General features: G+C 65.6%; 10 protein-coding genes. 2 read left to right on the top strand and 8 right to left on the bottom strand.

Features of this window, described 5'->3' with window-relative positions:
- Nucleotides 1–149: 149 nt before the first annotated feature.
- Nucleotides 150–791, top strand: a complete 642-nt coding sequence (locus tag J2X19_RS17900) for a glutathione S-transferase family protein (protein ID WP_310375181.1) — start codon at nt 150–152, stop codon at nt 789–791.
- Nucleotides 792–859: 68 nt separating this feature from the next.
- Here J2X19_RS17900 and J2X19_RS17895 read toward each other — a convergent pair whose 3' ends face one another.
- From J2X19_RS17895 to glnK, 4 genes are all read right to left on the bottom strand, one after another.
- The gene (locus J2X19_RS17895; protein ID WP_116607565.1) at nt 860–1609 is read right to left on the bottom strand and encodes a YoaK family protein; all 750 of its coding nucleotides are present in this window, start codon (nt 1607–1609) and stop codon (nt 860–862) included.
- A 78-nt stretch (nt 1610–1687) separates the two neighbouring features.
- On the bottom strand, nt 1688–2587 hold the full coding sequence (locus J2X19_RS17890; RefSeq protein ID WP_116607842.1) for an SMP-30/gluconolactonase/LRE family protein: 900 nt from the start codon (nt 2585–2587) through the stop codon (nt 1688–1690).
- Between the two features lie 139 nt (nt 2588–2726).
- Nucleotides 2727–4280 (bottom strand): ammonium transporter, encoded by a 1554-nt coding sequence (amt, locus tag J2X19_RS17885; RefSeq protein WP_116607566.1) that lies wholly within the window; start codon nt 4278–4280, stop codon nt 2727–2729.
- Between the two features lie 36 nt (nt 4281–4316).
- Nucleotides 4317–4655, bottom strand: a complete 339-nt coding sequence (gene glnK, locus J2X19_RS17880; RefSeq protein WP_092762173.1) for a P-II family nitrogen regulator — start codon at nt 4653–4655, stop codon at nt 4317–4319.
- A 277-nt stretch (nt 4656–4932) separates the two neighbouring features.
- On the opposite strand from glnK, the gene J2X19_RS17875 reads away from it, so the two are divergent.
- The gene (locus J2X19_RS17875; RefSeq protein WP_310375180.1) at nt 4933–6465 is read left to right on the top strand and encodes a YifB family Mg chelatase-like AAA ATPase; all 1533 of its coding nucleotides are present in this window, start codon (nt 4933–4935) and stop codon (nt 6463–6465) included.
- An 80-nt stretch (nt 6466–6545) separates the two neighbouring features.
- On the opposite strand, the gene J2X19_RS17870 is transcribed toward J2X19_RS17875, so the two are convergent.
- The 4 genes from J2X19_RS17870 to metH form a co-directional block, all read right to left on the bottom strand.
- Nucleotides 6546–8849 carry an ATP-binding protein gene (locus tag J2X19_RS17870; RefSeq protein WP_207776360.1) on the bottom strand — a complete coding sequence of 768 codons (2304 nt, stop codon included), beginning with the start codon at nt 8847–8849 and terminating at the stop codon, nt 6546–6548.
- Nucleotide 8850: 1 nt separating this feature from the next.
- Entirely contained in the window at nt 8851–9951 is a 1101-nt protein-coding gene (locus J2X19_RS17865) for an ABC transporter substrate-binding protein (RefSeq protein WP_310375179.1), read from the bottom strand.
- On the bottom strand, nt 9948–12176 hold the full coding sequence (locus J2X19_RS17860) for an EAL domain-containing response regulator (RefSeq protein WP_310375178.1): 2229 nt from the start codon (nt 12174–12176) through the stop codon (nt 9948–9950). Before J2X19_RS17860 ends, J2X19_RS17865 begins: the two co-directional genes overlap by 4 nt.
- Before the next feature lie 105 nt (nt 12177–12281).
- The gene (gene metH / locus J2X19_RS17855) at nt 12282–15029 is read right to left on the bottom strand and encodes a methionine synthase (protein WP_310375177.1); all 2748 of its coding nucleotides are present in this window, start codon (nt 15027–15029) and stop codon (nt 12282–12284) included.
- Between the last annotated feature and the right edge of the window lie 15 nt (nt 15030–15044).

The raw sequence follows: 15044 nt of genomic DNA, 5'->3' as shown, positions 1-15044 counted from the left end.
CAGACAGGCAAACACGACAGTTCAAGGGTAGCCAGATGGCCGCCAGGCAATGGCCGGAAAAGCGGCCATTGCCCCGGCCATTTAAGCCTGCGTCTCCGTTACGATGGCCGGCCCGAACGCTTTTTTTTCACCGCTTTCCTGGAGACCGCATGGCCCCGTACCAACTGTATTGTTTCGCCCAGTCCGGCAATGCCTACAAGGTGGCGCTGCTGCTGCAGCTCGCCGGGGCCGACTGGACGCCGCGCTTCGTCGATTTTTTCAACGGCGAAACCCGTACCCCCGCCTACCGCGAGATCAATGTGATGGGCGAGGTGCCGGTGCTGGAGCATGCCGGCCTGCGGCTCAGCCAGTCGGGCGTGATCCTCGACTACCTGGCCGGGCAGTTTCCGCAGTTCGGCCCGCAGGGCGAGGACGAGCGCCGCGAAGTGCTGCGCTGGCAGCTGTTCGACAACCACAAGCTGACCAGCAACATCGCCACGCTGCGCTTCCAGCTGCAGTTTGCCAAGACCGGTGAAACCCCGGTGACGGCGTTTCTGCGCGGCCGCATGCAGGCGGCACTGAAGATCCTGGAGCAGCACCTGGGCGACCGCAGTTACGTGGTGGGCGAACGCCTGACCACGGCCGATCTGTCGCTCTGCGGCTACCTGTTCTGGCCGGCGGAATTCGGCGTGGACTGGGCCGATTACCCGGCGATTGGCGCATGGCTGCAGCGCATCCAGAGCCAGCCGGGCTGGGTCGCGCCCTACGCACTGATGCCCGGCCACCCCCGGCCGCAGGATCTGGCCGCCTAAGCGGGATCAGGCATCAAATCGACCGTTGGCGCAGTATCCACCTGCGCAAGCAGCTACGAAAACAGTAGCTACAAGTGCCGGTGCCGTGGCCGCACCAGATCGGCCACCAGCGGCGGCAGCGACAAGGCCAGCAGCAGCAAGGCCAGCGGCAGCACCCAGATGAAGCCCACGTAGCGGAAACCGGTGGCGCCCACCAGGCCGCCGCCCACAAACGCCCCCAGCAGGCTGCCGTACAGCCGCAGCTTGACGCGGTTGGCGCGCACCCGGGATTCCAGCGGGCTGTCCTGCCGGTTCATGTAGACCAGCTTGCCGAGCTCGATGCCCAGGTCGGTGATCACCCCGGTCATGTGGGTGGTGCGGATCTGCGAGGCAGAAATCTTGGTCACCAGCGCGTTCTGCAAACCCATGGTGAAGGCCAGTACCAGCACCGTGAGCGGCACGGCAAACGGGGTCTGCCGGTTCAGCGCCGCGCCGATCAGGCCGAACACCAGCAGCAACAGGGCTTCGACCAGCAGCGGCAGCGCGTATTCGCTGCGCAGATGGTGCTGGCGCGCCCAGTTGACCAGGATGGCCGTGGTGCCCGCACCAACGGTAAAGGCCAGCACCGTGCCCAAAGCCCCCAGCACCAGGGTGATGTTGCCCAGCACCAGGTTGTCGGCCAGCATGGACGCAAAGCCGGTCATGTGCGAGGTGTACATGCCGACCACCAGAAAGCCCCCGGCATTGATGGCCCCCGCATTGAACGCCAGCAGGCCGCCGAGCAGCCGATTGGTGGCGGCAGTGCGGTGCTGGCTGGCAAGATGGCGCAGGCGGCGCATAGGCTCTGAGGGTTTGAAGAAAATGAGGCTCTGGCGCAGAGAGTACCAGCACCAGCAGCTACATAAACAATAGCAAGCTCAATCTTTGAAGAAATTCACCGGCAGGCCGGGCACATCGACGCGCATGGACAGCACGCAGCCGGAGGCGGGCAGCGCCTCCAGCTCGGCCGCAGGGCGGCCATGACGGCCGCTGGTGAGGTACAGGGTTTGCAGATCGTCGCCGCCGAAACAAGGCATGGTGGGGCAGCGCACCGGCAACGCATAGGCCTTCAGCAGGTCGCCATCGGGCGAGAACTTGCACAGGCGCTGGCCTTCGAACTGGGCCGAGTAGTAGTTGCCCTGCACGTCCACTGCCGCGCCGTCGGGACGGCCACCGTAGCCGGGCATGCCGGGCTGCCAGCCGGCGGGCTTGGGCGCCATGCTGAGGAACTCGCGGTATTCGGACAGCAGATTGGCCTGGGCATCCCAGTCCCAGGCGTGGACGATGTGGTGCGGCGTGTCCGACCAGTACAGGGTCTTCGCGTCCGGCGACCAGGCCAGGCCGTTGCCGGTAATCGCGTTGCCGGCCTTGCTGACCAGGCCACCGGCCTCCAGGCAATACAGCTGGGCCTTGCGCGCATCGCGCGGCTCGTAGATGGTGCTGGCCCAGAAGCGGCCCAGCGGGTCGCATTTGCCGTCGTTGAAGCGGGTGGTGGCCGGGTCATACGGTGCGGCCGCCAGCAGCTGCAAGTCACCGCCCCAGACCTTGGCGCGGTAGATGCCGTCGCGCAGCGCCACCACCAGGCCGCCGCTGGCCGCTGGGGCAATGCAGCCGGGCTCGGACGGCATGGCCCAGCGCTCGACCGCGCCGCTGGCCACGTCCAGCCGCTGCAGCAGCTTGCCGGGCACATCGACCCAGTAGAGGCGCTTTTCCTGCGGATGCCAGAAGGGGGATTCGCCCAGTGCGTTGGGTTCGGTGGTAACGGTGTGCCAGGTCATGCTGAAAATGGGGAAGCTTGTGATGCCCGTATTGTGAACGGGCGAAAAAAAACCCACCGGCGGGAGCGGGTGGGCGAATCTCTTTGGAAGATCCTGTACCAGACAGGCTGCGGCACCCAGGCCGCAGCACAGGGCTGGTTTAGCGGTTGTAGGCAGTTTCGCCGTGCGAGCTGATGTCCAGACCTTCGCGTTCTTCTTCTTCCGACACGCGCAGGCCGATGGTCAGGTCGACCAGCTTGTAGGCGATGAAAGCCACAACGCCGGACCAGACGATGGTGATCAGCACAGCCTTCAGCTGGATCCACACCTGTGCGCCCACCGAGTAAGCGTCTGCGGGGGTCATGCCCACGGAAACCCAGTCGGCCACGGTGGATGGGCCACCCAGGCTAGGCGAGTTGAACACGCCGGTCAGCAGAGCACCGATGATGCCGCCCACGCCGTGCACACCGAACACGTCGAGCGAGTCGTCTGCGCCCAGCATCTTCTTCAGGCCGGTCACACCCCACAAGCAAGCGAAGCCAGCGATGAAACCGATCACCAGGCCGCCGCCGATACCGACGTTGCCGGCTGCGGGCGTAATAGCCACCAGGCCTGCCACCGCACCGGATGCAGCACCCAGCATCGAAGCCTTGCCCTTCATCAGCGATTCGCCAACGCACCAGGCCAGCACTGCAGCCGCGGTAGCACCCAGGGTGTTGATGAAGGCCAGAGCAGCGAAGCCGTTGGCTTCCAGAGCGGAGCCGGCGTTGAAACCGAACCAGCCCACCCACAGCAGGGAGGCACCGACCATGGTCAGGGTCAGGCTGTGAGGAGCCATGGATTCCTTACCGTAGCCCACGCGCTTGCCCAGCATGTAGGCACCGACCAGGCCGGCCACAGCAGCGTTGATGTGCACAACGGTGCCGCCGGCGAAGTCCAGCGCGCCCGATTGCCAGATGTAGCCCGCCTTGGCGTTCATCGCGTCGACCACTTCCTTGGAGGAGTAGGCATCAGGGCCCATCCAGAACCACACCATGTGGGCGATAGGAGCGTAGCTGAAGGTGAACCAGATGGCCGAGAACAGCAGAACCGCCGAGAACTTGATACGTTCTGCGAAGGCGCCGACGATCAGGCAGCAGGTGATACCGGCGAAGGTCGCCTGGAAGGCGGCGAACACGATTTCAGGGATGTACACACCCTTGCTGAAAGTCGCGCCGTTGGCAAACGTGCCGGCGGCGTTGTCCCAGATGCCCTTCATGAACAGCCGGTCGAAGCCACCGACGAAGGCATTGCCTTCGGTGAAAGCCAGGCTGTAGCCGTAGATGAACCACAGCACCACGATCAGCGAGAAGGTGACCATGACCTGCATCAGCACGGACAGCATGTTCTTGCTGCGCACCAGGCCGCCGTAGAACAGGGCCAGGCCGGGCACGGTCATCAGGATGACCAGCAGGGTGGACAGCATCATCCAGGCGGTGTCGCCCTTGTTGGGTACGGGCGCTGCAGCAGGTGCTGCTTCGGCCGAAGCGGCAGCGGCAGCAGGCGCCGCGGCAGCCGCAGGGGCCGGAGCCGCGTCAGCAGGCTTGGCTTCGGCCGGAGCGGCCGCCTCTACTGCGCTGGCGGCAGGTTCCGCAGCGGGTGCTTGTGCCTGGGCCAAAGAACTGCCCCACAGCAACCCCAAACCCAGCGCAAAGGATGCAATTAGTTTTTTCATGTTTGCTTTACTCTTTCAGAAAGACGATGCTGCGGCTTACAGCGCTTCTTTGCCGGTTTCACCGGTACGGATGCGTACGACCTGTTCGAGGTTGTAGACAAAAATCTTGCCGTCACCGATCTTGCCGGTGCGGGCTGCGCCTTCGACGGCCTCGATCACGCGGTCGACCAGCTCGTCGGAGATGGCGGCTTCGATCTTGACCTTGGGCAAGAAGTCAACCACGTACTCGGCACCGCGGTACAGCTCGGTATGGCCTTTTTGGCGACCGAAGCCTTTGACTTCCGTCACGGTGATACCCTGCACACCAATGCCGGACAAGGCTTCGCGCACTTCGTCCAACTTAAAGGGTTTGATGATGGCGGTGACAAGTTTCATGGCTGCTCTTTCAGTAGGCTGTAGCAATAGAGGGCTGCAAGGCGGGCGGCCTTGGGCGCAGGCTGGTTCATGTGCTTCTCCAAATTAATAGGGGAATCGCGGAAGGTTTAAGCATGTAGCGTGCCAAATTGGTGTTACTTTGGCACCAGCACCGCCCAGACCGGCTTTTCGGCAGTGCACGGGTTTGGGTAGATATTTATCGCACACAAATGGTGCGTGTGGGTAGGCAAATTTCGCCCCCCCACACAGATGCACCGATATGGGGAGTCATCTGACTATGGGCTTATGTTTGGTGCAAAGCCGGGCCTTGCTGGGCCTGGAGGCTCCTGCAGTCACCGTCGAGGTGCATTTGACCAACGGCCTGCCCAGCTTCACGCTGGTCGGTCTGGCCGAGGTGGAGGTCAAGGAGGCGCGCGAGCGGGTGCGCTCGGCGATCCAGAATTCAGGCTTGGAATTCCCCCATAACAAGCGAATTACGGTGAATTTGGCCCCGGCCGACCTGCCCAAGGACTCGGGCCGCTTCGATTTGCCGATCGCGCTGGGCATTCTGGCAGCCAGCGGACAGATCGATACCGAGCGGCTGGCCGGGCATGAGTTTGCGGGCGAATTGTCGCTTTCGGGTGCCTTGCGTCCGGTCCGCGGCGCGCTGGCCATGAGCCTGGCCCTGCACACCTTGCAGGTACGCACCCGGCTGGTGCTACCGCCGGGCAGCGCCGAGGAAGCCGCTTTGGTGCCCGGTGCCCAGGTGTTCTGCGCCCAGCATCTGCTGGACGTGGTGCAGCAGTTCCTGCCGCTGTCCGAGGGTGCGGCCGAGCCCAGCGACGGCTGGTCGCAGCTGACCACCACCACCCTGCCGGCCACGGCCCACTATGCCGACCTGGCCGATGTCAAAGGCCAGGCCGCGGCCAAGCGGGCGCTGGAGATCGCGGCGGCTGGCGGCCACAGCCTACTTCTGGTTGGTCCGCCCGGCTCCGGAAAATCCATGCTGGCCCAGCGTTTTGCCGGCCTGCTGCCGCCGATGACGGTAGACGAAGCCCTGCAAAGCGCGGCCATCGCCAGCCTGGGCGGCAGCTTTGCGCTGGAGCGCTGGGCGACCCGGCCGACCTGCAGCCCGCACCACACGGCCAGCGCCGTGGCCCTGGTCGGTGGCGGTTCGCCGCCGCGGCCGGGTGAAATCTCGCTCGCCCACTTCGGCGTCTTATTCCTGGATGAGCTGCCCGAGTTCCCTCGCGCCGCGCTGGAAGCCCTGCGCGAACCGCTGGAAACCGGCCACATCACCATCTCCCGGGCCGCACGCCGGGCCCAGTTCCCGGCGCGCTTCCAGATGATCGCCGCCATGAACCCCTGCCCTTGCGGCTACCTGGGCTCGCGCCAGCAGGCCTGCCGCTGCAGCCCCGACCAGGTGTTGCGCTACCAGAGCAAGCTCAGCGGCCCGCTGATCGACCGCATCGACCTGCACATCGAGGTGCCGGCCCTGCCCGCCGACGACTTGCTGCACGCCCCGGCCGGCGAATCCACCCAGGCCATCCGCAGCCGCAGCAGTGCGGCACGCCAGCGCGCCATGGACCGCCAGGGCATGACCAACCAGGCGCTGCAAGGGCAGGACATCGACCAGCATGTGGCGCTGGACGCGGCCGCCGCCAAGTTCCTGAACCTGACCGCCGCCCGGCTCGGCTGGTCGGCGCGCGGCATCCACCGGGCCCTGAAGGTGGCGCGCACGATTGCCGACCTGGACGGCGCGGCCAGCACCCAGGTCGCGCATGTGGCCGAGGCCATGCAGTACCGGCGCGCGCTGCGGGCCACGGCCTAGGTAATGCTACATATTTAGTAGCTTCTGGCGCTGATAGAACCAGCGCCAGAGCCCCATTTCTTATAAATCTGGCGGGCGGTTTACACCAGCGGCATCAGACTGGTGACGCGCGGCGCGGCGTCCGGCAGGCGCAGCTCGAACACCGTGCCCTCGCCCACCACGCTGGCCACGGTGAGGCTGCCGCCCAGCACATTGGTGACCGCGTTGTAGACGATGTGCAGGCCCAGGCCGGTGCCGCCGCGGCCCATCTTGGTGGTGACAAAGGGGTCGAAAATCCGCTCCAGCAGGGCCGGCGGCACACCATGGCCATCGTCGGCCACGCGCATCACGATGCTGCCATCGTCGGCGCGTTCGCCGCCGATGCGGATGGTGCCCCAGCTGCGGTCCTCGAAGCCGTGCAGCACGGCGTTGTTCACCAGGTTACCTATCACCTGGCCTAGCGCCCCCGGGTAGCTGTCCAGCACCAGACCGGACGGCACCTCGACCTCGATCTTGTAGGCCGAACGGGCGAACGAGGGGCGCAGGCTGGCGACCATTTCGTCTACCACCTCGGCCAGTTCGAAGCGGCGGCGCTGGGCGCTGGTCTGGTCCACCGCCACCTGCTTGAAGCTGGTGACCAGGTCCGCCGCGCGGTGCAGATTGCGCACCGCGATGCTGGTGGCCTGCTCCGCGCTCACCAGCAAGGCGTCCAGCGCGGAGCGGCGCACACCGTCTTGCATGGACAGGCGGAACTGGCGCACGTCGTCGCTCAACGCGCTGACCGCCATCAGGCCGTTGCCCAAGGGGGTGTTCAGCTCGTGCGCCACGCCGGCCACCAGGTTGCCCAGGGCCGCCATTTTCTCGGCCTGGACCAGCTCGCCCTGGGTTTGCTGCAGGTTGCTGAGCGCCCCGGACAGCTCCTCGTTGGCCTGTGCTAGGGCCTGGGTGCGGCGATCCACACGCTCCTCCAGCTCGGCGTTCAGCTCGCGCAGCTGCTGCTCGATGCGCCGCGTCTGGGTCACCTCCACCGCTGCCCAGACCAGCAGCCGGGTATTGCCGATCTGGGCCTGCTGCCGGCTGAACTGCAGCAGCACCTCCTGGCCATCGCCGCGCAGCATCCAGGCCTCGGCCGAGCCGGTGGCCTGCAGCTGGTTGCGCATGGCATCGCGTTCGGCATCCGAACGCCAGAAGTTCAGCTCGACCGAGGTCCGGCCCAGCACATCCTCGCGCCGGCGGATAAAGGTCTTGCACCAGGCGTCGTTGACATCCAGCAGCGCAAAGCGCTCCATGTCGGTCACCGACATCGGCACCGGCGAGGCGTTGAACACCGCCAGCGATTTCTGCTCGCGCTCCTGCAGGGTGGAAGCCATGGCCTCCAGGTCGGCCGACAGGTTGTTGAACTCGGCCACCGCGCCCCGTGGCCACGGCCCGGCGGGTGCGCCCTGGGTGATCTGCGCGGCCCGCGCCACGATGCCGCGCAAGGGCCGGGTCAGCCACGAGGCCCAGAACGGCGCCATCAGCAGGCCGACCAGCAAAGAGCCGGTGAAGCCGACCAGCACGAACAGCACGGTGGCACGGATGCTCTCGTTCTCCAGCCCGGCCGGCATGCCGCCGATGAAATACCAGTCCAGATCGTTGGAATGGGATACCGCCGGGTGGAAGCGCTGCCCGTTGAAGGCAAACACCTCCGGCAGCAGCTGGTAGTTTTTCACCGCCTGCATCAGCGGCCAGTTCAGCACATTGGCCGTGCCCACCTGCCGCCCGCCATTGGTGTCGGCCACGATCTCACCGCTGCGGTCGACCAGCCAGATGGACGAGGTGCGCTTGCCGGCGGCGATCTGGAAGGTGTCCAGCAGATAGCGCATCGGCACCTCGGCCAGCAGGATGTGCTGGCGGCCCACGGGATAGGCCAGCCCCACGGTGACCGCACCCGACATCGAAGACAGGTATTTGTCGCCCCAGACCATCTGGCGCGACTCCACGACCCGGCGAAACAAGGGGGTGGTCGACAGGTCGCTGCCCAGCAGATCGGTACGTCGCACCCGCAGCGCCGGCACCACGCCGGCGGCCAGCACCGTGCCCTCGTTGGATGCCAGGTAGATGGCGCGGATGGCCTCGCCATCCCAGGCGGCGCGCTCCAGCATACCGTTGGCCAGCGCCGGATCCATGGTTTCCAGCGCCTCGCTGAGCAGCTCCATGCGCGCTTCCAGCGAACGCAGCAGCACCTCGACCCGCTCCTGCAGCTCCTCGGTCTCGCGCGCCACCTCTTCCTTGTTGTTCTGCTCGATGTACGGAATGCTGACCAGCAAGATCGCGCTGCCGACAATGCCAAAGGTCACCAGCATGGTGATCAGCAGCAAGGCCGTCATATAGCTGCGCAAGCGCCAGACCCGCAAATTCACCATATCACTTGACCAGCACGAAACGGCCGCCGCGCACCTCGGTGAAGTACACCTGGTGCAGCGTGTCCCCATTGCGGTCGAACTGGATGCTCTGCTGCAAACCCTCGAACGGGCCGTACTTCAGCACCGCGTCCTTGACCGACTCGCCGCGCTGCTGGCGCTCCAGCGCCTGCAGCAGCACCGTGGTTGCGTCATAGGCCAGCACCGAGGCAAAGCCCGGCTCGCGGGCGAAGCGGGCCACATAGGCGTCGACAAACTGGCGGAAGCGCTCGGAACGGTCGTCCCGGTCGTAGGCCTGGGCGATCAGCAGACCTTCGACCCCCTGCCCTCCGAGCTCCAGCAAGGTTTCGCTGGCCGCCCATTCGGCCGCGGTCTTGGGCAGCTGGGGCGCGAGCTTTTCGGCCTGCTGGGCCAGCCGCGCCGCATCGATGGCGCTGGCGATCAGCAGCAGGCCATCGGGCTGCGCGGTCAGCATCTTGCGCACCACGTCGCCCAACCCGGTTTCGGCCTGCGAGGCAAACGGCACGGCAATGCCGATCTGGCCGCCCAGTGCCGCATACGCAGCCTTGAATTCCTTCAGCCACGACAGGGTGAAGTTGCTGTTGCGCGTGTCGTAGGCCACCGCCACCCGCCGCTGGCCGCGTTGGTAGAGACGCTGCGCGTATTCCCGCGCGTTCTCGCTGGTGGTGCGGTTGATGCGGATGAAATAATCGTCCAGGCCAAAGAAGTCCCTGGAGGTGACGGTGGGGCTGATCATCAGCAGACGAGCCTGGTTGGCCACCGGCACCGTCACCTCGGCCATGGCGCTGGTAAACGGGCCGATCACGGCATCGACCCGCGCATCCACCAGCGCCTGGACCGCCACCACGGCCTTGGCGGGCTCCTGGCCGTCGTCCTGCACCACGATTTCGATATTGCGGCCATGGATGCCGCCAGCCTGGTTGCGCTGCTCCACCGCCAGGATGGTGCCGTTGCGCCCGGCTTCGCCGGTGTCCGACACCCGGTCCGACAAGCCGGTCAGCAAGCCAATGCGGATCGGCTTGTCGGGGCTGCAACCCAGCAGCAGCAACAAGGCCAGCCCCGCCAGCCAGGGCCGCAGCTTCATGGCGCCCATCCGCGGCGCTGCGCCAGCCAGGGGCCGAGCTCTTCCAGCGGCATGGGTTTGGCGTACAGATAGCCCTGGGCTTCGTCACAGCCCAGGTCGCGCAGCAGGCTGGCCTGGGTTTCGTTTTCCACTCCTTCGGCCAGCACTTTCATGCCCAGCTGGTGGCCCAGCGGTACGATCATTTCGGCAATGCGCGCGCCCAGCCGGCCCGAGTCCAGCGACATCACGAACGCGCGGTCGATCTTCAGCCGGTCGGCGGGCAAACGGTCCAGGTAGGACAGCGAAGAAAAACCGGTGCCGAAGTCGTCAATCGCCACCGCAATCCCGCGCGACTTGATATCGCGCAGCAGCGTGGCCACGCGCTCCATGCCCATCACCGCCACCGATTCGGTGATCTCCAGTTCCAGGCAGTCGGCCGGCATGCCGGTGTCCCGCAAAGCCTGGTCGACGATCTGCAGGAACTGCGGCTGCGCCAGCTGCACCGACGAGACGTTGACCGCCATGCGCAAATCGCCCGCGCCCCCGGCCCGCAGCTGCCCCAGCGCATACAGGGAGGTGCGCAGCACCCAGGCGCCAATGGCCACGATCAGCCCCGACTGCTCGGCCACCGGAATGAACCGGTCGGGCGGCACGAACTGGCCGTCTTCGGTGCGCCAGCGCAGCAAGGCCTCGACCCCAATAGTCTGGCCGCTCAGCAGGCTGATCTGCGGCTGGTAGACCACGAACAGGCGCTCGTGGTCAAAGGCGCGCTGCAGACCGTGCAGCAAGCGGGTGCGCTCGCGCGTCACCACACCGACTTCGGCCGAGTAATAGGCGCTGCGGCCCTGGCCCAACTCCTTGGCGCGCTTCAGGGCGATCGACGCGTCTTTCAGCAACTCCAGGCCGCTGCTACTGGCCTCGCCGCAGCGCGCAAAGCCCATGCAGATGGATACCGGGCGCTGCACGCCCTCGATCTCGAAAGGCTGGACGAACACCGCCCGCAGCACCTCAGGGTTGACCACCGACTCCAGGCCGAACAGGCCAAAGGTATCGCCCGCCACCCGCGCCAGCAGGCCGTCGCCGCCATGGACCTCGCCCAGGCGCCGGGCAATCGCGGCCAGCAACAGGTCGCCATACACATGGCCAAACATGTCGTTGGTCTCGGCGAACTGGTCCACGTCCATCAGGCCAATCGCACAGCCGCCCAGGCTGCCGCTACGGGCCGCATCGTCCAGATGCTGGACAAAGGCGGTGCGGTTCGGCAGGCCCAGCAGGCGGTCGACGAACGCGTGGTCGCGCAGCCGCGCCACCAGCTCCACATTGGCGGCGCACAAGGCAATATTGGTGCAGAACACCTGCAGCAGATGCATGTCCACCTCGCGCAGTGGTGCCGCGCTGTAGACAAAAGCCGCAAAGTCGCCGCCTTCGTGGCCCTGGAAGAACAGGGTCACGCTGCGTTCGCCCAGCAGATTACGGCGCTCGGTCAGGCACTGGCGCAGGCTGGCCACGATGTGTGGATCGCCGATCTCGCCGATCGCATGCTGGATCAGGTGGGCGAATTGCCCGGCCGCGGCGATCACCCGGCACTGCAGGCCATCGCCCGCGGTACGGCTGCCGGTGCAGGCGCAGACCAGGCCCTCGGGCGCAATACCCACCAGGCCGGCGATCTGGGTGATCACGCCTTCGGCAAAGGTCTGCAGGCCCTGTTCTGCAATGAACTGGTTGCTGGCAGCGACGATCTTCTGCAGCCCGCGCCGGCTGGCGTCCAGCCGGCGCAGCTGGTCGTAGGAGCGGATGGCGGTGGTCAGCGCGGTATACAGCTTGGTACGCGTGAGCTCGCTCTTGGTCTTGTAGTCGTTGATGTCGTAGCGGCGGATGGTGTCCATCTCGGGCGCCTGGCCGGGCTGGCCGGTGCGCAGGATGATGCGCACATTCGCCAGGCCCAGGGTTTCGCGGATCGCGCCGACCGTGGCCAGGCCGGCGTCGTCGGTTTCCATCACCACATCGAGCAGGATCACCGCGATATCGGGTTCGCGGCGCAAGGTGTCCAGGGCCTGGGCCGCAGTATGCGCATGCAGCAGCAGCAGGCCGCGGCCCTCGATCTCCAGCCCCCGCAAACCATAGGCCGTGCTTTCGTGCACATCGGGGTCGTCGTCGACGATCAGAATACGCCACGGCTCGGGCAGCGCAGCGCCGGGCACGGCGGCCGGTGCGGCGTCCAGGAACTCTAGAAGATCTTCATCCATCAGTGGTCCAGCGACAAGCGCACCTCACAAAGTAGAACTTTAGTTTCTTACAAAGCCCCGTATGTAACAAGCCCGCAATAGCCCTAAATGGGGCTGCTACAACGCTTATAAGTTCGGGGCCAGCAGACGCTGCAAGTCCTTCTCGTTCAGGCCCCGGCGCTGGGCCAGGTCTTTCAGCTGGTCTTCGGCGATCTTGCCGACGTTGAAGTACACGCTGTCCGGGTGCCCCAGGTAGAAGCCGCTGACGCTGGCGGCCGGCAGCATGGCCAGGCTTTCGGTCAGCTCCATGCCGATCTCATGGCATTGCAGCAGCGCAAACATGTCCTGCTTGGCGCTATGGTCCGGGCAGGCCGGGTAGCCGGGCGCGGGGCGGATGCCGGTGTACTTTTCGCCAATCATGTCCTCGACGCTCAGCGCCTCCTGCGGCGCCGTGCCCCAGAGGTCGGTGCGCACGCGCTGGTGCAGGCATTCGGCAAAGGCCTCGGCCAGGCGGTCGGCGATGGCCTTGAACATGATGCTGGAATAGTCGTCCAGCTCGGCCATGAACTGGGCTTCCTTCTTCTCGGCGCCCAGGCCGGCGGTGACGGCAAACATGCCGGCGTAATCGGCCACGCCGCTGGCTTGGGGGGCCACGAAATCGGCCAGGCAGCGGCTGGGGCGCATCACACCATCGACCGCCTGCTTCTCGGTCTGCTGGCGCAGGCCGTACCAGGTCATGGCGACTTCGCTGCGAGATTCGTCGGTGTAGAAGACGATGTCGTCGTCATTCACCGTGTTCGCCGGGTACAGTGCGATCACACCGTTGGCAGTGAGCCAGCGGCCCTCGACCACGCGTTTCAGCATGGCCTGCGCGTCCTTGTAGACACGGGTGGCTTCTATGCCGACCACCTCGTCGGTCAGGATCGCGGGGTACGGGCCGGCCAGGTCCCAGGTCTGGAAGAACGGGCCCCAGTCGATGTACTTGGCCAGCTCGCCCAGGTCGAAATTCTTGAAGACGCGGCGGCCGATGAACTTGGGCGTTTTGGGTGCATAGCCGGTCCAGTTGATCGGCGTCTTGTTGGCCCGGCATTTGGCCAGCGGCCACAGCGGGGTCTGCTTCTTGTTGGCGTGCTGCTGGCGCACCTTGTCGTAGTCGGCGTTCAGCTCTGCTATGAAGTTTGCAGCGCCATCCCCAAGCAAGCTCTGCGCCACACCCACGCTACGCGATGCATCGGGCACGTACACGACGGGGCCGTCGTAGTGGTGGGCGATCTTCACCGCGGTGTGCACGCGGCTGGTGGTGGCGCCGCCTATCATCAGCGGGATCTTCTTGATGCGGAAGTGGTCGTCCTTTTGCATCTCGCCGGCCACGTACTGCATTTCTTCCAGGCTGGGGGTGATCAGGCCGCTCAGGCCGACGATGTCGGCGCCCTCGACCTTGGCGCGCGCCAGGATCTCATGGCAGGGCACCATCACGCCCATGTTCACCACCTCAAAGTTATTGCACTGCAGCACCACGGTGACGATGTTCTTGCCGATGTCGTGCACATCGCCCTTGACGGTGGCGATGATGATCTTGCCCTTGGTGCGCACATCGCGGCCGGCGGCTTCGTCGAGGCGCTTTTCTTCCTCGATGTAGGGGATCAGGTGGGCCACCGCGGACTTCATCACCCGCGCTGACTTCACCACCTGCGGCAGGAACATCTTGCCCTGGCCGAACAGGTCGCCCACGATGTTCATGCCAGCCATCAGCGGGCCTTCGATCACGTGCAGCGGACGGCCGCCCTTGGCCAGAATCGCCTGGTAGGCCTCTTCGGTATCGGGCACGATGAAGTCGGTGATGCCATGCACCATGGCATGGCTCAGGCGCTGCTCCACTGTCACCGGATGGTCCGGCGTGCCGCGCCAGTCGAGGCGCTTGCTCTCGTCCTTGGCGCCGCTCTTGGCGGTTTCGGCGATCTCGACCAGACGCTCGCCGGCGTCGGGCCGGCGGTTCAGCACCACGTCTTCGACGCGTTCGCGCAGCACCGGCTCCAGATCGTCATACACGCCGACCATGCCGGCGTTGACGATGCCCATGTCCATGCCGGCCTGGATCGCGTGGTATAGGAACACGGTGTGGATGGCTTCGCGCACCGGGTCGTTACCGCGGAACGAGAAGCTCACATTCGACACACCGCCCGACACCTTGGCGCCCGGCAGGTTTTGCTTGATCCAGCGCGTGGCTTCGATGAAGTCCACCGCGTAGTTGTTGTGTTCCTCGATACCCGTGGCCACGGCAAAGATGTTCGGGTCGAAGATGATGTCTTCGGGCGGATAACCCACCTCGTCCACCAGGATGCGGTAGGCGCGTTCGCAGATCTCGATCTTGCGCTCGTAGGTATCGGCCTGGCCTTTTTCGTCAAAGGCCATCACCACCGCGGCCGCACCGTAGCGCCGCAGCAGCTTGGCGTGGTGCTTGAACTGCTCCACGCCCTCCTTCATGCTGATCGAGTTGACGATGCCCTTGCCCTGGATGCAGCGCAGGCCGGCCTCGATCACCTCCCATTTGCTGCTGTCGATCATGATCGGCACGCGCGCGATGTCGGGCTCACTGGCGATCAGGTTCAGGAAGCGCACCATGGCCGCCTTGCTGTCCAGCATGGCTTCGTCCATGTTGATGTCGATCACCTGGGCGCCGTTTTCCACCTGCTGGCGCGCCACCGACAAGGCCTGGTCAAACTCGCCGTTCAGGATCATGCGGGCGAAGGCCTTGGAGCCCGTGACGTTGGTGCGCTCGCCGATGTTGACGAACAGCGTGCCGGGGCCGATGAGCACGGGCTCCAGGCCGGACAACAGCATGGGGGGGACGGAATTTGCGACGGGTTCGGACATTCGACTCACCTGTGG

This window comes from Rhodoferax ferrireducens (assembly GCF_031458075.1).
Lineage (GTDB): Bacteria > Pseudomonadota > Gammaproteobacteria > Burkholderiales > Burkholderiaceae_C > Rhodoferax_B > Rhodoferax_B ferrireducens_A.
The sequence above is the reverse complement of the archived record's forward strand: the minus strand, read 5'-3'. Positions and strand labels throughout refer to the sequence as shown.

Excerpts from the sequence above, each read along its gene's own strand:
- amt (WP_116607566.1), bottom strand. The coding sequence starts at position 4,280 with ATGAAAAAACTAATTGCATCCTTTGCGCTGGGTTTGGGGTTGCTGTGG.
- J2X19_RS17875 (WP_310375180.1), top strand. The coding sequence starts at position 4,933 with ATGGGCTTATGTTTGGTGCAAAGCCGGGCCTTGCTGGGCCTGGAGGCT.
- J2X19_RS17890 (WP_116607842.1), bottom strand. The coding sequence starts at position 2,587 with ATGACCTGGCACACCGTTACCACCGAACCCAACGCACTGGGCGAATCC.
- J2X19_RS17860 (WP_310375178.1), bottom strand. The coding sequence starts at position 12,176 with ATGGATGAAGATCTTCTAGAGTTCCTGGACGCCGCACCGGCCGCCGTG.
- J2X19_RS17870 (WP_207776360.1), bottom strand. The coding sequence starts at position 8,849 with ATGGTGAATTTGCGGGTCTGGCGCTTGCGCAGCTATATGACGGCCTTG.
- glnK (WP_092762173.1), bottom strand. The coding sequence starts at position 4,655 with ATGAAACTTGTCACCGCCATCATCAAACCCTTTAAGTTGGACGAAGTG.
- J2X19_RS17865 (WP_310375179.1), bottom strand. The coding sequence starts at position 9,951 with ATGAAGCTGCGGCCCTGGCTGGCGGGGCTGGCCTTGTTGCTGCTGCTG.
- metH (WP_310375177.1), bottom strand. The coding sequence starts at position 15,029 with ATGTCCGAACCCGTCGCAAATTCCGTCCCCCCCATGCTGTTGTCCGGC.
- J2X19_RS17900 (WP_310375181.1), top strand. The coding sequence starts at position 150 with ATGGCCCCGTACCAACTGTATTGTTTCGCCCAGTCCGGCAATGCCTAC.
- J2X19_RS17895 (WP_116607565.1), bottom strand. The coding sequence starts at position 1,609 with ATGCGCCGCCTGCGCCATCTTGCCAGCCAGCACCGCACTGCCGCCACC.